Raw genomic sequence first — 22,077 nt, 5'->3', positions numbered from 1 at the left:
CGCTCCAATAAAGATGTTGGTTGAGCTGCTTACACAGCAGCGGCGCCAGCCACGATTTCCGAAAGTTCTTTCGTGATCGCTGCCTGGCGCGTCTTGTTGTAGACCAGCTTCAACTCGCCAATGACGCTGCCGGCGTTGTCGGTGGCGGCCTTCATGGCCACCATGCGTGCCGACTGCTCGGACGCCATGTTTTCCGCAACCGCCTGGTAGATCAGGGACTCGACATAGCGGACCAGCAGATCGTCGATCACGGTCTGTGCATCGGGCTCGTAGATGTAGTCCCAGCCATGCTCGGTCTTCTCGGCCTGCATCTGCGCGGACGACAGGGGGAGCAGCTGCTCCACCACCGATTCCTGCTTCATGGTGTTGATGAACTTGGTGTACGAGAGGTACACCGCGTTGATCTTGCCTTCCGCATAGGCGTCGAGCAGCACCTTGACCGGGCCGATCAGCTTGTCCAGATGGGGCGTGTCGCCCAGGCCCGTCACGTGCGAAACCACCTTGGCACCGACACGGTTCAGGAAACCCAGGCCCTTGTTGCCGATGGCAACCGCCTCGGTGGACACGCCAGCGCCCTGCAGCTCACGCAGCTTGGACGTCACGACGCGCAGCACGTTGGTGTTCATGCCACCGCACAGGCCCTTGTCGGTCGTCACCACGATCACGCCGGCCGTCTTGGCATCGTTCACCTTCATGAACGGATGCACATATTCCGGATTGGCGTGGCCGAGGTTGGCTGCAATGTTGCGGATCTTCTCGCTGTAAGGGCGGGCAGCCCGCATCCGTTCCTGCGCCTTGCGCATTTTGGATGCAGCCACCATTTCCATGGCTTTGGTGATCTTCTTGGTGTTTTCCACCGATTTGATCTTGCCGCGTATTTCCTTGCCTGCTGCCATGATGGATCCTCGTCCGGTTTAAGCGAACGACTTCTTGAACGCGGCGATGGCAGCGGTCAATTCGGCTTCTGCGTCCTTGTCCATGGCCTTGGCCTGTTCCAGCTTGGCCAGCAGTGCGGCGTGGCTGGTCTTCAGGAACTGGTGCAGGCCGTGTTCGAAGTCGAGAACCTTCTTGACGTCGATGTCGTCCATGAAGCCCTTGTTCACAGCGAACAGCGTGGAAGCCATCAGCGAGATGGACAGCGGGCTGTACTGTGCCTGCTTGAGCAGTTCGGTCACGCGGGCACCGCGGTCCAGCTGCTTGCGGGTGGCTTCGTCCAGGTCGGAAGCGAACTGTGCGAACGCAGCCAGTTCACGGTACTGGGCCAGGTCGGTACGGATACCGCCGGACAGGTTCTTCACCAGCTTGGTCTGGGCAGCACCACCGACGCGCGACACCGAGATACCGGCGTTGATGGCGGGGCGGATACCGGCGTTGAACAGGCTGGTTTCCAGGAAGATCTGGCCGTCCGTGATCGAGATCACGTTGGTAGGCACGAAAGCGGACACGTCGCCGGCTTGCGTTTCGATGATCGGCAGTGCGGTCAGCGAACCGGTCTTGCCCTTGACTTCACCCTTGGTGAAGGCTTCGACGTAGTCGGCGTTCACGCGGGCTGCGCGCTCGAGCAAACGGCTGTGGAGATAGAACACGTCGCCAGGGTAGGCTTCGCGGCCTGGTGGGCGGCGCAGCAGCAGCGACACCTGGCGGTAGGCAACAGCCTGCTTGGACAGGTCGTCATACACGATCAGGGCGTCTTCGCCACGGTCGCGGAAGTACTCGCCCATCGTGCAGCCCGAGTAGGCCGACACGTACTGCATGGCGGCCGATTCGGAGGCCGATGCGGCCACGACGATCGTGTATTCCATGGCGCCGGCTTGTTCCAGCGCGCGCACCACGTTCTTGATCGACGAAGCCTTCTGGCCGATGGCGACGTAGATGCAGGTCACGCCCTGGCCCTTCTGGGCGATGATGGCGTCGATGGCCACGGCGGTCTTGCCGGTCTGGCGGTCGCCGATGATCAGCTCGCGCTGGCCACGGCCCACGGGCACCATCGAGTCGATGGACTTCAGGCCGGTCTGCAGGGGCTGGTCCACCGATTTACGGGCGATCACGCCCGGCGCGACCTTTTCGATCACGTCGGTGAGCTTGGCGTTGATGGGACCCTTGCCGTCGATCGGCTGGCCCAGGGCGTTCACCACGCGGCCGATCAGCTCGGGGCCGACCGGCACTTCCAGAATGCGGCCCGTGCACTTGACGGTGTCGCCTTCGGAGATGTGTTCGTACTCACCCAGAATCACGGCGCCGACAGAGTCGCGCTCGAGGTTCAGGGCCAGGCCGTAGGAGGGCTGGCCGTCCTTGGTGGCGGGGAACTCAAGCATTTCGCCCTGCATCACGTCCGACAGGCCGTGAACGCGCACGATACCGTCGGACACGGACACCACGGTACCCTGGTTGCGGATATCGCTGCTGGCGGCCAGACCTTCGATGCGGCTCTTGATGAGTTCAGAAATTTCTGCGGGATTGAGTTGCATGACTCTTTCCTTCTTTCTTTGGTTCGCTGTCCTCGCCGCGCGTTACGCGGTGAGGGCCGCTTTCATTTGTTCAAGACGGGCCTTGACCGAAGTGTCCAGCACCTCGTCACCCACCACTACGCGAATGCCACCGATCAGGGATTCATCCAGCTGAACGGTGAGATTGAGCTTGCGGCCAAAGCGCTTTTCCAGCGCAGCGTTGACCTCAGCCAATGCTGCTGCGTCCATCGGAAAGGCGCTGTGCACCACGGCATCCGAAGAGCCGCTGCGGCGATTCACGAGGGCACGGAACTGCGCGGCGACTTCCGGCAGCGCGTTGAGGCGCCCGTTGTCGATGACCGTGCGCAGGAAATTCTTGGCCGTGTCGGACAGCGCCGAACGCGCAACCCCCGTGACAACGGCAAACACCTGGTCTGCCGTCACCTTGGGGTTGTCCGCCAGCTGACGCAACTGGGGGTTGGCGGCAATGGCCGCCAGTTCATCGACCCAGGCAGCGGTGCTGGCCAGGTCCATGCCCGCACCCGCGGTAGCGGCCTTGAACAGGGCATCGGCGTAGGGGCGGGCAATGGTGGCGAGTTCAGCCATGTGTGTCCCCTTACAGCTCGGTCTTCAGGCGGTTGAGCAGGTCGGCGTGAACGCCGGCATTGACTTCCTTGCGGAGAATCTGCTCAGCACCCTTGACGGCCAGCGCAGCCACCTGCTCGCGCAGGGCTTCGCGGGCTTGCACCGTTTGCTGTTCGGCTTCGGCACGGGCGGAAGCAACGATCTTGTTGCCTTCTTCCGTGGCGCGTGCCTTGGCTTCTTCGATGATGGCCTGGGCACGTCGGTCGGCGTCCGCAAGACGCGAGGCCGTTTCGTTGCGTGCCTGTGACAGTTCCTTCTCGACGCGCTGGTTGGCAGCGGTCAGTTCGGACTTGGCACGGTCGGCAGCAGCGAGGCCTTCGGCGATTTTCTGGGCTCGTTCATCCAACGCCTTCGCGATCGGGGGCCACACGAATTTCATCGTGAACCACACCAGGATCAGGAAGACGATGGCCTGAATGAACAGGGTCGCGTTGATACTCACGGCAACACCTTTCTAGAGTGGCGTTGAGTGGGAATTACTTGGGCAGGTTGACCAAGAACGTGGAGACGAAGGGGTTGGCGAATGCGAACAGCAGGGCGATGGCCACGCCGATCAGGAAAGCAGCGTCGATCAGACCGGCCAAGATGAACATCTTGGTTTGCAGTTCGTTGATCAGCTCAGGCTGACGTGCCGACGATTCGAGGAACTTGCCACCCATCAGTGCGATACCGATGGAAGCGCCGATAGCGCCCAGACCAACGATCAGACCACAAGCCAGAGCGACGAGACCGAGAATGTTTTCCATGATGACTCCTGAGTTAAAAAAGAAAGGTTGAAAAGGAAAGAGAAACGAAAGGGAACCGTTAGTGCGCGTTGTGCGCCTGACCGAGGTAGATCAGCGCAAGCATCATGAAGATGAAGGCTTGCAGCGAGATCACCAGAATGTGGAACAGCGTCCAGATGGTGCCAGCGATGACGTGGCCCACAGGCAGCAGCACACCCGACAGCGACAGTGCAGCCGCGCCACCCATCAGGGCGATCAGCATGAACACCAGTTCGCCAGCGTACATGTTGCCGAACAACCGCATGCCATGCGACACGGTGTTGGCGACATATTCAATGACCTGCATGAGCAGGTTCACCACGCCCAGGATCAGGGCGAAGATGGGATTCTTGCTGGTGCCGAACGGGGCCGACACGAGTTCGTGCGCCCAGCCGCCAGCGCCCTTGATCTTGACGCTATACCAGAAGCGCAGCACCAGGATGGCGAACGCCAGGCCCAGGGTGGTGGACAGGTCGGCCGTGGGCACGACGCGCAGGTAGGCGTGGTGCGGGTCGTGGCCGGCGGCGCCATAGATCTGGGCCCAGATCGCGGGCAGCAGGTCCACGGGCAGCATGTCCATGAAGTTCATCAGGAAGATCCAGACGAACACCGTGAGGCCCAGGGGGGCGATGAACTTGCGGCTTTCGGCGTTGTGGATGTTGGCCTTGGCCTGGTTGTCCACCATCTCGACCAGCATCTCCACAGCCGCCTGGAAGCGGCCCGGCACGCCGGAGGTTGCCTTACGGGCAGCTGACCACAGGATCAAAAGAGTGAGGGCACCCAGAACCAAACCCACGATGATCGAGTCATAGTTGATGACCGTGAAGTCAACAATCTTGGTCTGGTTGATGTTTTGAAGATGCTGCAGGTGGTGAACGATGTATTCACTTGCAGTCGGAGCGTGCGCTTCTGCGGCCATCGGACAACTCTTCTCTCTATCAATCGGTTTTTCGGACACCGGGCCGCACCAACAGTGCCACCCAGTACGTTTTCATTGTGATCACCATGCCTACCAGCAGGGCAATCCAGTTCAGGCCCGCCACCAGCCGGGGTGCCGCTGCGAGCAGCGCCACCGTCAACACGATCTTGGCGATTTCCCAACCAAAGAACCCCACCATGGCGGCACGCGGATTGGAAGACGCCTTGTGGCGCAACACCCCCCGTGCAAACAAGCCAGCCGGAACCACCACCGCCAGAGCGCCATAAGCCGCAGACCAGCCCACCGACGCCCTGCCCGTCAGAAGCCAGGCCACCAGGGCCACCAGCATCCCGACCAGCGCCTGACCCGCCACCACCTTCCATACGGAGATGGGAGGATTGCGACTACGCCACTGTTCGGCCTCTTGGGCCGTCAGGGGCTTGAAGTCAGATTCTTCAGCCTCAGTTTCAGTCTCAGGCGCGATTGTTTTCATTGTTGAATGACGCCCGCGTTACAGACTGCAACTTTCACAAAGCCTCTAATTATAAGTAAAAACCCGTGGCGCTCGACAAAGACCCGCAACCCCGGTTCAAAACCGGTGCGCAAGCCTGCGCCGTTGTGGTGACGGGCCAACGGCTTTTTCCCTTTCCCTGCGGCCCCCGCGCACCGATCTGGCGCATGCCGCCCGGCGAGGGTTTTCACAACGGACACGCCGTTGAAGCACAATGGCAAAGCCCTGCCAGCTCCTGAAACCGAAGCACTTTCCGCCATGACATCCTCCAGCCTGCCGCCTGAAAACGGCCCCGACACACAGCCTAACGATCCCCGCAAGGACTCTCTGATCGAATACCCCTCCAGGTTCCCGATCAAGGTCATGGGTGCGAAGGTGGATGGCTTCGTGCATGCCGTGACGGAACTGGCCCGCCAGTTCGACCCGACCTTCGACGCTGGCACCATTGAACTGCGCGACAGCCGGGCCGGCAATTACCTCGGAGTTACCATCACCATCACCGCGACCAGCCGGGAGCAGCTCGACAATCTGTACCGCGCGCTGTCGTCGCACCCCATGGTGAAGGTGGTGCTGTAAGGCCCGCGCCCGCATCAGCCAGACAGAGATAGATAGAGATAGCACTCATGGCCATCGACCTTCGCGTGCTTGGCCGCGTGGACTATGCCGCCACGGTGCAGGCCATGCAGGACTACACGGCCACCCGCGCAGCCGAGACCGTGGATGCGCTATGGATATGCGAGCACGCGCCGCTGTACACCCAAGGGCTGGCCGGCAAAAGCGACCACCTCCTGCACCCCGGAGATATTCCTGTCGTTGCCACCAACCGGGGGGGCCAGGTCACTTTCCATGGCCCCGGCCAGGTCGTGGCCTATCCCCTGATCGACCTTCAGCGCGCGGGCTACTTCGTCAAGGAGTATGTGTACCGCGTGGAGGAAGCCGCGATCCGCACGCTGGCGCACTTTGGCGTCACGGGCCATCGCGTCGCCGGGGCCCCCGGCATCTACGTGCGCCTGGACGACCCGCACAGCCATGCACTGCTGCCGCAGCGCCCCCAGAAGCGCCCGGAGAACGGCGCCATCGCCGCGCCGGACTTCACGGGCCTGGGCAAGATCGCGGCCCTGGGCATCAAGGTCAGCCGGCACTGCACCTACCACGGCGTGGCGCTCAACGTGGCGATGGACCTGGAACCCTTTGAGCGCATCAACCCTTGCGGTTACGCAGGATTGCGAACGGTGGACCTTTCTACAATCGGGGTCCACACCACCTGGGAGGAAGCCGCACAGGTGCTGGGCCAGCAGCTCAGCATCCGGCTCGCGCCCTGAACCGCCTACACGCCATGAGCACCCCTGAAGTCGTCCGCGAAGCGCAATCCACAGAAGCCTACAACCCGCTGGCCAAGCAGAAGGCCGCGGCCAAGCTGTCGCGCATCCCCATCAAGGTGGAGCAGGGCGAGGTGCTCAAGAAGCCTGAGTGGATCCGGGTGAAAGCCGGCAGCCCGACAACGCGCTTCTATGAAATCAAGGAGATCCTGCGCGAGCACAAGCTGCACACGGTCTGTGAGGAAGCCTCCTGCCCCAACATCGGCGAATGCTTCGGCAAGGGCACGGCCACCTTCATGATCATGGGCGACAAATGCACGCGACGCTGCCCGTTCTGCGACGTGGGCCACGGCCGCCCCGATCCGCTGGACAAGGACGAGCCGCTGAACCTGGCCAAGACCATCGCCGCCCTCAAGCTCAAGTACGTGGTGATCACCAGCGTGGACCGCGACGACCTGCGCGACGGCGGCAGCGGCCACTTCGTGGAATGCATCCAGAACATCCGCGAACTGTCGCCCGCCACGCAGATCGAGATCCTGGTGCCCGACTTCCGGGGCCGCGACGACCGCGCGCTCGAGATCCTCAAGGCCGCGCCGCCCGACGTGATGAACCACAACCTGGAGACCGCGCCCCGCCTGTACAAGGAAGCGCGCCCCGGCTCCGACTACCAGTTCAGCCTGAACCTGCTCAAGAAGTTCAAGGCGCTGCACCCCAAGGTACCGACCAAGAGCGGCATCATGGTGGGCCTGGGCGAGACAGACGAAGAGATCCTGCAGGTGATGCGCGACATGCGCGCGCACGACATCGACATGCTGACCATCGGCCAGTACCTGTCGCCCAGTAACAGCCATCTGCCGGTGCGCCGCTACGTGCATCCCGACACCTTCAAGATGTTCGAGCAGGAGGCCTACAAGATGGGCTTCAGCCACGCTGCGGTGGGCGCCATGGTGCGCAGCAGCTACCACGCGGACCAGCAGGCGCACGCCGCGGGCGTCGCCGCCGCCTAGTCCGAACGCCTCGCGAAGCCAGGCGGCCGGGGCCTTCGCCCCGCCCCCTAGCGGGCAGCGGCGGGCCGGGACGCACCCGTGGGCTGCGCGGGCAGCGTGGCACGCGGGCGTGCCGGCGTATCGGCAACCGCCCTCGCCTTGTCCACGGCGATCGATACAGGGACTTCGGCGGGACACAGGTCGGCAGGGTCGATGCCACTGCGCTGCTGGCCCGCGTCTGCGGGCGAGGGCATGTCGGTCCGGCTCACATTCAACGCGGCCAGCAGCTGCCCCATCGCGCCCAGGGTCCGCGCCTGCGCCACCACCTGGTCGTAGCGCGCGTTGACATAGGCCCGGCTCGCCTGGAATGCCTCGTTCTGCGTGTCCAGCAAATCCAGCAGGGTGCGCTGCCCGAGATCGAATTGCTGGCGGTAGGCTTCCCGGGCCTTTTCCGTCGACAGGCGGTGCTGGTCCAGATAGGTCATCTGCTCCACCAGCCTCCGCGCATCATTGAACGCGATCGCCGTGGTCTGGCGCACGTCCCTGCAGGCCTTTTCCTTCAGCTCCCGGGCCTGGAACTTGTTCTCCACCGCCTGCTGCTCCCGCGCCTTGTCGGCACCGCCCCTGAAGAAGTTGTAGGTCAGCACCAGCTCCACGGTGCTGTCGCGCGAGCGCCCCTGCTCCCCGATGAGGTTGCGGTCCCACGACTGGCGGGCCCTGAAGTCGACCCGGGGCATGAAGCCGGCCTTCTGCGATGCAATGCCTGCCTCGCTGGCCAGCATGTTCTCGATGGCAGCGTTGATCGTGGGACTGTTGTTGAGCGCAAGGGCCACCACCTCGTCGGTCTTTTGCGGCAGCTGGGTGAGCCGAAAGCCTTCGGGCAAGGGCGGCAGCGCGGGCGGCGGCAGCTCGCCCACCAGCCGCTGGTAGCGGGCGCTGACATCGTGCAGGTTGGAGATTTCCGTCAGCAGATTCGACTCCGCCAGCGCGAGGCGGCCCGTCGCCTGTTCGAGATCGACGCGGCGCCCCACGCCCGCGGAAGTGCGCTCGTCAATCTGGTTGGTGGTCAGCTTGTGCTCCACATAGTTCTGCTTGGCCTGCTCCACCAGTTCGCGGTACCGCGCCACATCGGCATAGGCGCGCACCGCTTCCAGCGCCGCTGTCTCGGAGGCCTCCACCAGTTCGTAGTACCGCGTGAGCTTGGCGTGGCCGAGCCGCCGCACTTCGCTGCTGGTGAAGAAGCCATCGAACAGCATCTGGTTCAGCGTGAGCGCCGCGCCGGTATGGTGGTACGAGCCCGTGCTGCCGGAAGGCCGCACACGGTTCTCGCGGCCGGTGCTGGCCACCGCGTCCAGCTGGGGAAGGAAGCCGGCGCGCGCAACGCTTCGCTCTGAATCGGCTGCCCGGAAACCGAACCATCGCGCCTGGACGTCCGGGTTGCTCACCACCGCCTTTCGGGCTGCGTCCACAAGGCCTTCCGGGAGAGCTTGTGCGGATGCACTAGTGCTGACCACGACGGCCGCGGCGATCAGGGTAAGAGGAAGTTTCATGACAACTCCGAATCATTTGTGATGCAGAATTGAAACGTAGCATTTCGATTGAAACTCGCACAGTTTTTTTTTACAACTCTGCAACCACTGGTTGAATCCAGTTACTTCCGCGCAAGGTAGCCGCGTTTCGCGTGTTCCATGCATTTCCTGCAGCCACTTTTCCAGCACGCGCCCCGGGCCACCGCGCACTTCCGGGTGGTGCTGGCATTGGCCGTTGCAACCCTGCTGGGGGCCGTATTCAGCGCCCCTGACCTGGACAGGATTCAAGCCCTCGCCCTCCAGCGCCACGGCCCCAAGGGGGCCGAGCAGGTCAGCGCCTGGCGCGCCATGCTCAACGAGGGCCAGCACCTGAGCGAGGTGGACAAGCTCGCCCACGTCAACAGCTTCTTCAACCGCCGCATGCTGTTTGAAAGCGATGCGGTGGTCTGGCAGCAAAACGACTACTGGGCCACGCCGCTGGAGTTCATGGGGCGCGGCGCGGGCGACTGCGAAGACTTCTCCATCGCCAAATACATCACGCTGCTGCACATGGGCGTGCCCAACGACAGGCTGCGGATGATCTACGTGAGGGCCCGCATCGGCGGCCCCGGCAGCAGCAAGAGCGAAGCCCACATGGTCCTGGGCTACTACGCCCATCCGGCCGAAGAGCCGGTGGTGCTGGACAACCTGATCACGGCCATCCGCCCGGCCTCGTCCCGGCCGGACCTGTCCCCCGTGTTCAGCTTCAACAACGAAGGGCTGTGGGTGTCCGGCGCATCCACATCGTCGGCAGACCCGACGACGCGGCTGTCACGCTGGCGCGACGTACTCGAACGCATGCGGCAAGAGGGTTTCTGACCCCTGCACCAATCACCGGAGATAGCGACCATGTCACTCACCAAACAACTCTGGCTTGCCATCGGACTGGTCATGGCGCTGGCCTTTGGAGGCAGCATGCTCGTCAGCGTCCTGTCCGCGCGGCACTACCTGCAGCAGCAGCTGCAGATCAAGAACTTCGACAACGCCACGTCGCTGGCGCTGGCGCTTTCGCAGCTCGACAAGGACCCGGTCACGGTGGAGCTGCAGGTCGCCGCGCAGTTTGACGCTGGCCACTACCGCTTCATCCGCATCGCCTCGCCCACGGGCCAGACGCTCGTGCAGCGCACCTTCGACGGGCAGTTGGAAGGCGCGCCCGGCTGGTTCGCCCGGCTGATCCCGATCAGCGCGGAGCCTGGCAGGGCGCTGATCCAGGATGGATGGAAACAATATGGAACGCTGACCCTCGCAAGCCACGACCAGTACGCCTACCGCAGCCTCTGGAGCGGCACGCTGGAACTGCTGGCCTGGTTCGTCCTGGGCAGCCTTGTCGCGGGCGGCGCGGGAACCATCGCGGTGCGCCGCATCACGCGCCCCTTGCGCGATGTGGTCGCGCAGGCCGAGGCCATCGCGGAGCGGCGTTTCATCAAGATCACGGAGCCGCGGACACCCGAACTGCGCAGCGTGGCGCGGGGCATGAACGACATGGTCGCGCGCCTGCGGTCCATGTTCGGGGAGGAGGCGGCCCGCCTGGAAGGGCTGCGCAAGAAGGTCAACCGCGATGCAGTCACCGGCCTCTCCAGCCGCGAGTACTTCCTGTCGCACCTGCGCGAAGCCCTGGAAGGCGAGCAATTCCTCTCATCGGGCAGCCTGGTGATTGTCCGCCTGGCCAATCTGGAGAGGCTGAACGCGCAACTGGGCCATCAGCGGGTGGATGCCCTGCTCAAGCACCTGGGCTCCGTGCTCTACAAGAGCGGCGAGGGCAAGCCCGGCCAGCGCGCGGGGCGCCTCAACGGCGGTGAGTTCGGCGTCCTGTGCCCCTCCACGCCGTCCCCGTCCGAGGCCGCGCAGGATATCTTCGCGCGCCTGTCATCGCAATGGCTGCCCCACTGGTCTGCCACGGCCCCCGACCTGTTCCACATCTGCGCCGTGGGCTACCGGCGCCAGGAAACCCTGGGCGCGCTTTTCAGCAGGGCGGATGAGGCGCTGGCGCGGGCGCAATCCCTGGGCCCCAACAGCATGTTCGCCGACGAAGGCGAGCACCCCGCCGAGGCCCGGCCCGCCGAACAATGGCGCACGCTGCTGACCGAAGCCGTCACCGGTGGCAGGCTGCAGCTGGCCTTCTACCCCGTTGTCGACGGACGCGGCGAAGGCGCCATCCACCAGGAAGGCGTGATCCGCCTGGCGTCCGACGCCTCGGGCGCCCTGCTGTCCGCGGGCGACTTCATGCCGATGGCCGCGCACCTGAACCTCACGGCCCCCATCGACCTGCGCGTGGTGCGCCTGGCCATCGAGCACCTGCGCGGCACGGCCGGCGACATCGCGATCAACCTGTCGTCCGAGACCATCGCGGACTTCCACTTCCGCAACGAGCTGATGCAGTTGCTGCGCGCCTACCCCGACATCTGTCCACGCCTGCTTTTCGAGGTGCCGGAGTACGGGGTGTTCCGCGCCTTCGATGCGTTCAAGGAGCTTGCCCACACCCTGCAGCAACTCGGATGCCGCGTGGGCATCGAATACTTCGGCCAGCGGTTCACCGAAGGCAACAAACTCGCCGACCTGGGGCTGGACTACATCAAGGTGCATCCCAGCTACGTGCGCGGCATCGCGGGCAATCTGGGCAACCAGGAGTTTCTCAAGGGGCTGTGCAGCATCGCCCATGCCATTGGTATCCAGGTCATCGCGCTGGGGGTCGAATCGCGGGACGACCTGCCCCTGCTGGCCTCGCTGGGCTTTGATGGCGCCACAGGGCCGGGCATCCGTTGAGGCGTTCCGGCGGCGCCTGGCATCTTCCTTGCCATCCTCGCGCGCTGCCGCACGCAAGGGATGCCGCTCTGGCGCGGCGTCATGCGCCGCGGCGGCTCCGCGCGACATGAAGGGTCCGGTGCCAGCGAGGGCGAAGGCACTCTGCCGCCGGCCTCTTGCCTGTCATCAAAACAGATAGCTGCCACCGCTTGATCCACAAGCGGTGGCAGCCTTTTTCTTGCCCATCCACAACCCACGCACCCCAGGCCCCTTGCGCCTGGGGTGCGTGGCTCAGTCGTCGTTTGGCTTGGTCACCGTCGCCACATCGGGGGTCCCCAGGGCCAGGTCCACGGCCAGGGCCTCCGGCGTGGTGTCTTCCACCACCACGGTCTGGGACGCTCCGCCCGCCGCCGGTCCGTTGCTGTCCACCGCGATGTTCGTGTCGCCCGAGGCATCCGCCGCCAGAGGCAGGCTTGCGAGCAGGTCGCCACCGTCGTCCGTCAGCAGGTCCGCCACCTCGATCTTGTCGCCCTCCTCCAGGTCCTTGACGACATCCTTGTCGGTGCCGCCGGGGCTGCTGTCCGCGAGGTTGATCTCGATGGTGTCGTCGCCATCGCCGCCGGCCAGGATGTCGCTGCCAGGGCCCCCATCCAGCACATCGTCGCCGTCACCTCCCTGCACGGTGTCATTGCCCTCGCCAGCCTGCACGGTATCGTCGCCCGCGCTGCCCACGATGGTTTCCGGCGCATCGCCACCCTTGATGGCCAGCCCGCCCGCCGCCGCATCGGACAGCTCCACCTCGTCGCCATCGAGCGTGTTGCCGGTGTCGATGACGATCTTGACGTCGATCGGGTCCGCCAGCGTGTCGCCGTCGCCATCGACGATCACGGCCTGCAGGTCGATCCACATCTGGTCGGCATAGACAGGCGTCGTGACCGGAGGTGTCGTCACCGTCTCGGTGTAGGTCAGGGTGGCCGCATCGGTCACCCGGTAGTCCGTGCAATCTTCGGCGGTGAACTGGACGGTGTTGAATGTGGCCGAGCCCGCCGGATCCACCCTGACGGGCGTCTCCACGCTGGCGGTACCACCATTGGTGTTGCCGCCGCTGGCCGTGCCCTCCTGAACGATGGGCGATCCCACCACGGTCGTGGCGCCGCCGCTGCCGGTGTTCACCGCCGTGACCACGGCGGCTTCCTCCTTGCCCAGGTGGTCGAGCTTGAAGTCGGCGGAGGTCACGTTCAGGCGCGTGCCGTCGGCCTTGAAGAACTCGACCACCAGGCGCTCGCCCGCGCCGTCGCCGGCCTTCACGGCATCGCTCCTGTCGGAATCGCGCTCGCCCACCGAGCTGTCGTTGCCGATGAAGTTGTCGCCGACGCCAAAGCCCCCCCCGCCATTGCCGTTGCCCGTGGACGACCAGTTGACCTCGGGGTCGTTGGCCTGGTTGCCGTCGGTCTGCAGCGAGGTGTCGTCCTGGGTGACCTCCCACTTCCCGTTCTTCCACTGCACGGTGTTGGCCTTGGTCTCGTCCTTGTCGGCCGAGATCTGCATGTAGATGCCCGTGGCGGAGTCCACGTACCGCGCGCCCATTTCGCTGCCGCCAGCCGACGAGTGGGTATAGCTGCTGGGCTTGAACACATCATCGTTCTTGCTGTCGCCGAAGACCACGGTCTTCTCCACGGTCGTCGTGCTGCCGGGTGTGACCGTCTCGCCCACCTGCACCTTGTCGGCCACCGCCACCATGTTGGTGACGTAGCTGGTCGTGCCGTCGGCATTCACCACGCCGTTCACGGTGAACGCGGTCTTCAGCACACCGCCGTCGTCGTACACCGCCTTGATGCTGCCGTCGCTCGTGGCCTGGTAGAACACCTTGTTGCCGTCCACCGTCATCACGGTGGAATGCACATCGCCGCCCTGCAGGTACGACATGGAGACATACCGCACGGGGGACGTGCCCACGGTGGTGGCCGAGGTCGCCGTGAGGTTCACGTCCGCCCCCACCACGTCGGCACCCACGCGTGCGCCCAGGTCCGCCGTGACCTCGCCCACGCCGCTGTTGGCGACCAGGGTGTCCTGCGTACCGCCCACGTACACCGGCGCGTCGTCCTGGATCTTGATGTTGAAGCCCTGGACCTCGGTCTCGCCGTCCACCGTCTTCTGCGCCACCAGCTGCAGGTACAGGTTCTCCTCGCCGCTCTCGGTGTAGGCGTGGTCCACCTGGCCCTTGAGTTCCACCTTGTACTGGCCGCTGTCGTCGATGGTGGCCACGGCCACCGTGCGCACATCGGCGCCCGCGCCGGCCGTGCCGGTCAGGGTCTTGCCATCGGCCGACGTGCTCCAGCGCACCTCTTCGCCCGCCGAGGTGATCTTCTGCACCGGGGCCACCAGCGCGTAGGTGGCGCCCCCCATGCCCAGCGTGCCAGCCGTATCGGTGGTGTGCGGGCTGCTGTCCACGTTGCCCGTGGCCAGGCCGTCCTCGTACACCATGCCCAGGCCCTGCGTGCTCTGCTGGTGGCCGGTTTCGATGGTCAGCGTGGCGCTGTCGGTGTCGCCATCGCCGTCCTTCATCTGGTAGCTGAACGTGTCCGTCGTCTCGGGCGCCACGGCTTCCTCGAAGCTGACCGCCTTGACGAAGTAGTCCGAGCTGTCGCTGCCCTTGTCACCGGCGAGATAGTCCACGCCCGAGAACACCACGTTCTGGAAGGCGATGGGGTTGCCGTCGGCGCCCAGCACCTCGATCTCCACCTGGCCCTGGTGCACGGGGTCGCTGCCGTTCGCGCCGTTGTGGAACAGCGCGCCGCCGATCATGCCCTCGCCCACCTTGTTGCCGGCGGCGTCGAACGCCTCCCAGCGCCCGGTCTCGCCCTGGTTGCCCGTCTGGCCCGATTCGTTCTGGAACAGGTTGGAAATGTCCACCACGGCCCGCACGGCCATCGTGCCCAGGTCCACCGACAGGGCCTCCGTGCCCTGGCTGGGCGAGTAGCCCACCTGCTCGGGTGTGCTGGCGCCCACGTCGCCCGGCACGGGTTCGGTGGGGTCGTCCACGCCCGCGCCATTGCCCTGGCTGGTGACCACGGCGCCGCCGGTCTGCGCGGGCGTGGGGCTGGTGATCAGCTGCTCGCCCAGGTTCGTGGTGTAGGGCTTGCCGTAGTCGAAGGCATCGGTGCCGGCCGGCACGCCCGCGCCCCCTCCGAGCTGCACGGTGGTCTGGTGCCCGGTGTAGGTGTAGTCGCCATCGGACTCGATGGTGAGCGAGCCGTACTGGCCCGCCACCGTGGCGCTGCCACCGCTGGCCACGGCCGTGCCAGGCGTCCACACGGCGCCCTCTGCACCCGCGCGCACCTGCACGACCTCGGCCTTGGCGCCGTCCTGCATGCCCTCGTGCTGGTCCTTGCCGGCATCGCCCGAGGTGGTGCCCGCCCCCGTGAGCACGTTGCCGGTGGCGACCCAGTGGTCCACCACCCACTGCGTGCCATCCGTGTCGTCCTTCGCCACGGGGCCGTCGTCCGCGATGAACAGCATGCGGCCCAGGTCGATGCTCGCGTTGACATGGTCGCCATCGCCATCGGTGGCCGTGAGCTGCAGGCCGATCTTGCCCGCCAGCGCCGACTGCACCTCGTTGGAGTCGCCCGGCGTCGAATGCACCACCGTGCGCTGCTGGTCGAACGTGACCTCGCCCGTGGCGGCATCGACCGACAGCTGGAAGACCGTCTTTTCCACGCCGTCCACCGTCACGTAGCCGATGAGCGTGCCGCCGGGCCCGCTCTTGAGCAGCACATCGGCGGGCTGGCCGTTCGAGTACTGCGCGGTGTCCTTGAAGCCCGAGGGCGTGCCTTCACCACCGGTCAGGACCAGCCCATAGGCCTTGCCCTGCAGCGCGGCCGCACCGTCGGCGCCGTAGCTCACGGTGAAGCGCGTGGAGCCCACATCGGACTCCGCGTCGATGTTCAGGAAGCTGTCGTCCACCAGCAGCGGCATGGTGACGTTGAGCAGCACGTCGTTGTAGTCCAGGTCGCCGCCGCCCGCGATGTCCTCCCAGTTCTGATTGCCCGAGACAGGGCCCACCGCGAGGGTGTTCACATGGGACAGGCCGTCGAGATTGAGCGCGCTGTTGTCGAACAGTGCGGCCGCGCCCTGCCCGGCGAGCGGAGCGCCACCCGCGTGCGCGACCCACTGGCCGCCGCTGTCTTGCGAGAAGGTGACCGCCGTGTTGTTGCCCAGCGAACCATTGAGGCTGTCGCCATTGGGGATCATGAAGAAGCCGACCTGGCCGGGCAGCACGCCCGGCGGCAGGGTGACGCTGGTCACCGGCTGGTTCTTCACGTTGTCCCACACCACCGTGCCCGTGGTGGGCATGCCGCTGGCGTCCTTGATGTAGTAGCCCCAGGTGTTGTTGTAGCCCGCGTCGCTGCCCACCAGTTGCACGGTGATGCCCGGCACGGGCACGGGCTCCACCGTGGTGATGACGGGGATGTCGTCCTTCACGCTGGCGGCCAGCTCCACGCCGATGGCGTCGCCGTCACGGTCCTCGCCCACGATCTGCACGCGGCCCAGGTTCAGCGTGTCCTCGCCTTGCGCCGAGTGCATGAGCGCCCCCGTCACCGTGAGCGTGTATTCGCCATTGGCCTGGACCTCCAGCACGGCGGCCGCCCCCGTGGAACTACCTTGCGGCTGCCCGTCGGCATTGAAGTACACCTTGCCCCCCGTGCCCAGATCCACGTTCACGGTGGTGCCGCCGAACTGCAGGCCGGTGACCTTGCCGAAACCGTCGGCGCCCCACTTCACGGCGCCGGTCATCACCTGCACGCCGGTCGATGCCTCCAGCTGCGCGCCATGGGCCAGGTCGCTCGCATCCCGTTCGTCATTGCCGATCTTCGCGCCGCCACGCAGTGCGGACTCTTCCTCGAGCGTGGCGCTCAGCACCATGGCGGCGCCATCCACGAGCCTGGCGGTGGGGGCGTCGTCCTCCACCGTCACCTTGAGCGCCATGGTGTCCGTGAGGCCGGTGGACGGGTTGAGCGGGCGGTCGTTCGCGATGACGGTGAAGTTCAGTTCCTTCACATCGCCATCGGTGGCCGTGCCCGCGGGGGGCGGTGCATGGTCCACGGGGCCCAGCAGCACCACGCTGCTGGTGTAGCCGCTTTCATAGGTGCCCCCGATGGTCACCTTGATGATCTCGGTGCCGCCCACCTTGCCGATGAGTTCCGTGCCCGACGCGTTGGGGGTCCAGACGATGGGCGCACCGCCCGAGGTCAGCGCTGGCAGCAGGCTGCCCGTCGTATCGAAGCGCACGCCCACGGTGTCGCCGATGTCGGGGTCGGCCACACCGAAGCTGGCCGCATCCGTGGTGGTCTGGTCCGGGCTCTCGCGGTTGCCCGGCTCCAGCGCGTCTTCCTGCACGCTCACCGCGATCTGGTCGGCATTCGGCCCGGAATAGCGCGAGACCTCGTCGCCGTCCTTGTTGCCATCACCATCCTTGTCCACCCAGATCTCGGTCGTCTGGTCGTTGCCGGTCACGAATTCGGGCGCGTTGTTCACGCCCTGCACCGTCACGCGCACGTTGGCCACGTCGGTGTCGCCATCCGCATCCTTCATCTGGTAGTTGAAGCTGTCGGTGACCGAGGCGCCTTCGCCCAGCGCCATCGCCTTGAGGTCATTCAGCGCATAGGTGGCATCGCCATTGGCCGCGATCCTGAGCGTGCCCAGGGTGCCGTTGGCATCGAACGACGGGCCGTCCAGGTCGGTCGTGTTGCCCGACCTGTCGCCACCGGCGCGGTTGAACACCACCTCGGCATGGGCGCCATCCGCCTTGGCCTCGTACATGTCGTTGCCCAGCACATTGCCCACGGCATGCTCCGTGGTGCCCATGGTCCCCGCCGAGGCCGTGAGATTGGCGGCATCGTCCGCAGCCACCGGGCCCGTGTCCTGGAAGTTGATCTGCCGGCCGATGTCGTAGGTGGCGGTATTGGACTTGTCGCCATCGCCATCCTTGGCCTGCGCGGTGAGCTGGATCACGCCGCCGCCGATGTTGACGATCTCGTGCGGATCGTTGGTGGGGTGCACCACCGCGCGGTACTGCTCCACCGTCACCTGGCCGTTGTTGGCCGCGTCGCCCGCCACCGAGACCTTGAACACATTGGTCTGCACACCGCCGATGAGGATGTAGCCGACGGCCGCGCCGCCCTCCATCTTCACCAGAACGGCAGAGCCGGTCGCGGTGTCCTTCAGCGCCGACGCCTGGCCCTGCGCGCCGACGCTCAGGCCGAAGGTCTTGCTGCCGCTGGCCGCCGCGCCATCCGCGCCGAAGTGGAACTGGAAGCTGCCCGACAGCGCCTTGCCGTCGTTGTCCGAACTCGTTCCCAGATCGGCTTGCGCATCCTTGACCAGCAGCGGCACGTTCCAGTTCAGGTCCAGGTTGACGTCGTCGTAGTCCTTGTCCGAGCTGCCGGAGGTGATCTTGAGATCTTCCCAGTTGAAGTTGCCCCTGCTGTCCTGGCCGGCCGCCGTGCCCGACGGGGTTTGCTGCAGGTGGGACTGCCCGTCGCTGTTGAGCGCCTGGTCGGAGAAGTAGATGGGTGCCCCCTCGCCCGCGAGCGGCGATCCGCCGGCGAACGCCGTCCACTTCCCGCCCACGAGCTGGAACGACACCGCCTGGGCGTCGCCCAGCGCGCCGTTCTGGCTGTCGCCGTTGGGGATGATGAAGAAACCGATCTGGTCGGCCGTCACGCCCGTGGGCAGCGACACGGTCATGCCGCCTTCGGTCTTGACGTTGTCCCACAGCACGAACCCGCCCCTGGAGGTGTCGATGGAACCATCCGGGTTCTTGAAGTAATAGCCGAAGCTGTTGTTGTAGCCGGCCTCGCCGCCCTTGTACTCCACCGTGAAGCTGTGCTCGGCGACCGGCACGGCGTCGGACACCGTCACGATGGGCACGTCGTCCTGGATGGAGGCGTTCAACTCCACGCCGATCCTGTCGCCATCGCCATCCTCGCCCACGAAGGTGATCCTGGGCAGGTTCAGCCAGTCTTCGCCCGCGCCTTTGTGGATGAGGTTGTCCAGCACCTCGAACCGGTAGGCGCCGTCCGCATCCACCGTCAGCACCGCCGCGCCGCTGGTGGCCCCGGGGGGCAGGGCCTTGCCGTTCTGGTCGAAGTACACGGTCACCACGCCGGCCACCGGGCTGTAGCTGTTCTCGGTGAAGATGCCCGTCTGCACCTTGACGCCCGTGATGCCGCCGAAGTCATCGGCGCCCCACTTCACGGCGCCCTGGAAGCCCGTGGCGTCGGTGTGGGCGTGGCTCAGTCCATCCGCCGTTTCGTTGTTGCCCAGCGTGCCGCCGCTGTGGGGCACCGACTCTTCCTCGACTTTCAGGCTGAGCTTGACGACACTGCCATTCTCCCTGGCGTGCTCGGGCACATCATCCTGGATCTTGGCGTAGAGATCCACGCCGATCCGGTCGCCGTCGCCATCAATGCCCACGAAGGTGAAGGTGCGCAGCATCAGGTTCTCGCCCTGGCCCGGATCGTGGTCCAGCGGCCCGATGACCGTCAGGCGGTAGCCGCCCGTGGCGCCGTCGATGCGCAGTTCGACCGACCGGGGGGTTGTGGTGTCCCCATCTGCAATGGGCTGGCCCTCGCGGTCCAGGTACACGGTGGCAATGGTGTTGCCCACGGCATATTCCTGAGCGCCGACCTGGACGGCGGCCACGCCGCCGAACTGGTCTGCGCCCCAGCGCACCACCCCCGTCATGGACTGGGCACCCGTCGACGCGCTCAGCGAGCCCACGGGGATGATGGCCAGCCAGTCGAGCGACTCGTCATTGCCGATCACGCCGCCGTCGCCGTTGGAGGCGGATTCCTCCTCCAGCAGCGCGACCAGTGGCACCGGGATGCCCAGCAGCTTGACGTGCACGGGGATGTCGTCCTGCACCCGCGTTTCCAGCGCGACGGTGATGGCATCGCCGTCGCCATCTTCGCCGACGAGGCGCACGGTTTCGAGATTGAGCCAGTCCTCGCCCTGCACCACGGTGCCGCCCGCGGCGTGGTTCATGGTGGCAAGCACCGTGAGCGTGTAGCTGCCCGTGGCCTCGACCACCAGGCTGGCGGCGGCCCCGTCGGGCTGCGCTCCACCGGGGCCCGAGGGAATCACTTCGCCGTTGGCATTGAACCAGACCGCCTGGCCAACAGGAACGTTGGTCGCGCCTTCACCGCTGCCCACGCGCACGCCCGTGAGCTTGCCAAAGCCATCGGCGCCCCAGTTGATCGCGCCATTGATCTGGGTCAGGCCTCCACTGTCGACGGATGTGAGCGGAAGGTCGTTCTCGTCGTTGCCTATCGTGTGTCCGCCCTCCATGGCGGACTCTTCTTCGGCCTGCAGCGAGAGGACGCGCTCCACGGGTTCCCCGGGGCCCTCGCCCTGCCCGGGGGCCTCGTCATAGCGGTGGACCGGCACGTCGTCGCCAAACAGCAGGCGCCCGCCCAGGTCCAGCTCGGCCGCCACGGTATCGTCGTCGTTGTCGGTGGCCTCCAGCACCACGCTGAGAACCCCGGTTCCCAGCGCCTGCAGCTCGTCGCCGCCGCCGTCCACGCCATCGGGCGCGGCATGCCGGATGGCCCCGGTCTGCGTCATCACCACGGCACCGGTCTGCGGGTCGATCTGCAGCGTCAGGATCACGTTGCCGCTGCCGTCGCGTCCCACCACCACGGAGGGGTCCTCGGTCGTGCTCAGCACGATCTCTGTGTTGGTGCCGGTGGCGTAGAGCCCCGTGGCTCCGCCATTGCCGATCTGGAATGCGAAGGCATAGCCGTCGCGCACGGCAGGGCCTTCTCCCTCGCTGCCGCCAGGCAGCAGCTTGGGGCCGTCCGCCCCGAAGGACACCACAAAGGCCGTGCCGTTGAAGGTGTTGCTGTCCGTGTCCGAGTCCACGGCGTCCGGGTTGTTCTCCGTGCCCTCGTACCCCGTGTTGGTGGCCTGGTTGACGCCGCGGTCCGACGTCGTCAGCGTGGGCGCGTCCTCGGTGCTGGTCGTGATCACGGGGATGTCGTCCTGCACCGACATGTTCACCTCGGCGGTGAACTCCCCGCCCTCTCCGGTGACGCCGTTGAAGGTGATCAGCGGCAGCGCCAGGAAGTTCTCACCGTCTCCGGGCGCGTGGTGCAGGGGCCCCACGACCGCCAGCGTGAAGCTGCCGTCCGGCAGGATCACCAACAGCACCGCGGGCTGGGCGCTGCTGTCTCCCTGGGGAATGGGCTGCCCCAGGGCATCGAAGTAAATCGTCACGCCGCCCGGCGGCACCGGCACGCCGGCATAGCCGGGCAAGGTGACGGAGAAGATCGAGCCGCCGCCCAGGTCGAAGTTTCCGTTGCGCACGCTGGACAGGCCATCGTCCTCGTCGTTTCCGATGACACCGTTGCCCCCCGAGCTGTTGCCCTGGTTGCCGCCCGCTGAAGCCACGGACTCTTCCTCCAGCGTCACATTCAGGTTGACCCGCACGGGCCCCGGTGGCGGAGGTGGCGGTGGCGCAGGAGGGGGTGGGCCGGGAGGGCCGGGTGGGGGCGGAGCCGGCGGAGGAGGAGGTGCGGGCACCGGGGGAGTGGGTGGCGCAGGGGGAGGAGGCGCTGGCACCGGCGGGGGCGGCGGAGCCACGGGCGGGGGCGGCGCCGGCGTGGGGGCCGCGTCGACGGTGAGCACCGCCAATGGATTGAAGTCGATGTCGGGCGCCGATTGCGGTGTGAAGCTGTATTGGTAGGCCAGCGGGTCCACCCCCTCGAAGATGCGCAGCAGCTGCACGAAGCTGCTGCCCTCGCCTTCGCCCCCGGCACCGCCGCCCAGGCCGGCGGCCGTGGCGTCCAGCTGCTCGTTGAGGTCGCCCCCACGCTGCAGCGCCTGGATGACCGTGTCGATGGTGCCCTGCCCGACGCTGGCCTCCTGGGCGGTGGCGCGTTCAGCGGTCTGCGTGACGCTGTCATCGATCTTGACGCTTTGCGCGGGCGCCACGGCCAGCGTCTGGCCGTCGTCCAGCAGCAGTTCCACCCGGCCTCCTGCCGTGGTCTGGACGATTTCACCCTTTTGCAAGGCGTCTCCGGCCTTGAGGGGACGGCGATGGCCATCGGCATCGACCGCGAAAGCGGTGCCGGTGACGGCAACCACGGTGGCGATTTGGGACATGGGCTGGCTCCG

The 22,077-nt window shown here is 66.0% G+C and carries 14 protein-coding genes; 5 read left to right on the top strand and 9 right to left on the bottom strand.

Translation table 11 applies throughout. The features are described from left to right. Positions 1-29 precede the first annotated feature (29 nt). From atpG to ACAM51_RS15910, 7 genes are read right to left on the bottom strand one after another with little or no spacing between them, the layout of a single operon-like run. Positions 30-896 (bottom strand): F0F1 ATP synthase subunit gamma, encoded by an 867-nt coding sequence (gene atpG, locus ACAM51_RS15940; RefSeq protein ID WP_218298035.1) that lies wholly within the window; start codon positions 894-896, stop codon positions 30-32. An 18-nt stretch (positions 897-914) separates the two neighbouring features. Further along, positions 915-2,468, bottom strand: coding sequence for a F0F1 ATP synthase subunit alpha (gene atpA, locus ACAM51_RS15935; protein WP_055396240.1), 1,554 nt, complete (start codon positions 2,466-2,468; stop codon positions 915-917). 42 nt (positions 2,469-2,510) lie between these two features. Next, complete coding sequence (locus ACAM51_RS15930; RefSeq protein WP_369641160.1) at positions 2,511-3,053, bottom strand: F0F1 ATP synthase subunit delta; 543 nt, start codon at positions 3,051-3,053, stop codon at positions 2,511-2,513. 10 nt (positions 3,054-3,063) lie between these two features. After that, the gene (locus ACAM51_RS15925) at positions 3,064-3,534 is read right to left on the bottom strand and encodes a F0F1 ATP synthase subunit B (protein WP_007847746.1); all 471 of its coding nucleotides are present in this window, start codon (positions 3,532-3,534) and stop codon (positions 3,064-3,066) included. 34 nt (positions 3,535-3,568) lie between these two features. Beyond that, a complete protein-coding gene (gene atpE, locus ACAM51_RS15920) occupies positions 3,569-3,838 on the bottom strand; it encodes a F0F1 ATP synthase subunit C (RefSeq protein WP_099657604.1) in 270 nt (89 codons plus the stop codon). Between the two features lie 58 nt (positions 3,839-3,896). Continuing rightward, positions 3,897-4,775: a F0F1 ATP synthase subunit A gene (gene atpB / locus ACAM51_RS15915; protein ID WP_218298033.1), complete on the bottom strand. Its 879-nt coding sequence runs from the start codon at positions 4,773-4,775 to the stop codon at positions 3,897-3,899. A gap of 19 nt (positions 4,776-4,794) precedes the next feature. Then, positions 4,795-5,268 (bottom strand): ATP synthase subunit I, encoded by a 474-nt coding sequence (locus tag ACAM51_RS15910; protein WP_218298032.1) that lies wholly within the window; start codon positions 5,266-5,268, stop codon positions 4,795-4,797. Positions 5,269-5,544: 276 nt separating this feature from the next. On the opposite strand from ACAM51_RS15910, the gene ACAM51_RS15905 reads away from it, so the two are divergent. The 3 genes from ACAM51_RS15905 to lipA are packed head-to-tail and all read left to right on the top strand — an operon-like array spanning position 5,545 to position 7,612. Continuing rightward, the gene (locus tag ACAM51_RS15905; RefSeq protein WP_218298031.1) at positions 5,545-5,862 is read left to right on the top strand and encodes a YbeD family protein; all 318 of its coding nucleotides are present in this window, start codon (positions 5,545-5,547) and stop codon (positions 5,860-5,862) included. A gap of 47 nt (positions 5,863-5,909) precedes the next feature. Continuing rightward, positions 5,910-6,608: a lipoyl(octanoyl) transferase LipB gene (lipB, locus tag ACAM51_RS15900; protein ID WP_369641159.1), complete on the top strand. Its 699-nt coding sequence runs from the start codon at positions 5,910-5,912 to the stop codon at positions 6,606-6,608. A 14-nt stretch (positions 6,609-6,622) separates the two neighbouring features. Next, positions 6,623-7,612 carry a lipoyl synthase gene (lipA, locus tag ACAM51_RS15895; RefSeq protein WP_218298029.1) on the top strand — a complete coding sequence of 330 codons (990 nt, stop codon included), beginning with the start codon at positions 6,623-6,625 and terminating at the stop codon, positions 7,610-7,612. 47 nt (positions 7,613-7,659) lie between these two features. Here lipA and ACAM51_RS15890 read toward each other — a convergent pair whose 3' ends face one another. Next, positions 7,660-9,141, bottom strand: a complete 1,482-nt coding sequence (locus ACAM51_RS15890) for a TolC family outer membrane protein (protein ID WP_369641158.1) — start codon at positions 9,139-9,141, stop codon at positions 7,660-7,662. 138 nt (positions 9,142-9,279) lie between these two features. Between ACAM51_RS15890 and ACAM51_RS15885 the strand changes: the two genes are divergently transcribed. Continuing rightward, positions 9,280-9,978 carry a transglutaminase-like cysteine peptidase gene (locus tag ACAM51_RS15885; protein WP_369641157.1) on the top strand — a complete coding sequence of 233 codons (699 nt, stop codon included), beginning with the start codon at positions 9,280-9,282 and terminating at the stop codon, positions 9,976-9,978. A gap of 30 nt (positions 9,979-10,008) precedes the next feature. Further along, positions 10,009-11,922 carry an EAL domain-containing protein gene (locus ACAM51_RS15880; RefSeq protein ID WP_218298026.1) on the top strand — a complete coding sequence of 638 codons (1,914 nt, stop codon included), beginning with the start codon at positions 10,009-10,011 and terminating at the stop codon, positions 11,920-11,922. Positions 11,923-12,192: 270 nt separating this feature from the next. Here the strand turns inward: ACAM51_RS15880 and ACAM51_RS15875 are convergent, their stop codons facing one another. After that, a complete protein-coding gene (locus ACAM51_RS15875) occupies positions 12,193-22,065 on the bottom strand; it encodes a retention module-containing protein (protein WP_369641156.1) in 9,873 nt (3,290 codons plus the stop codon). Between the last annotated feature and the right edge of the window lie 12 nt (positions 22,066-22,077).

This window comes from Acidovorax sp. A79 (assembly GCF_041154505.1).
Taxonomy (GTDB): domain Bacteria; phylum Pseudomonadota; class Gammaproteobacteria; order Burkholderiales; family Burkholderiaceae_C; genus Acidovorax.
This window is presented reverse-complemented; position numbering and strand designations above follow the sequence as displayed.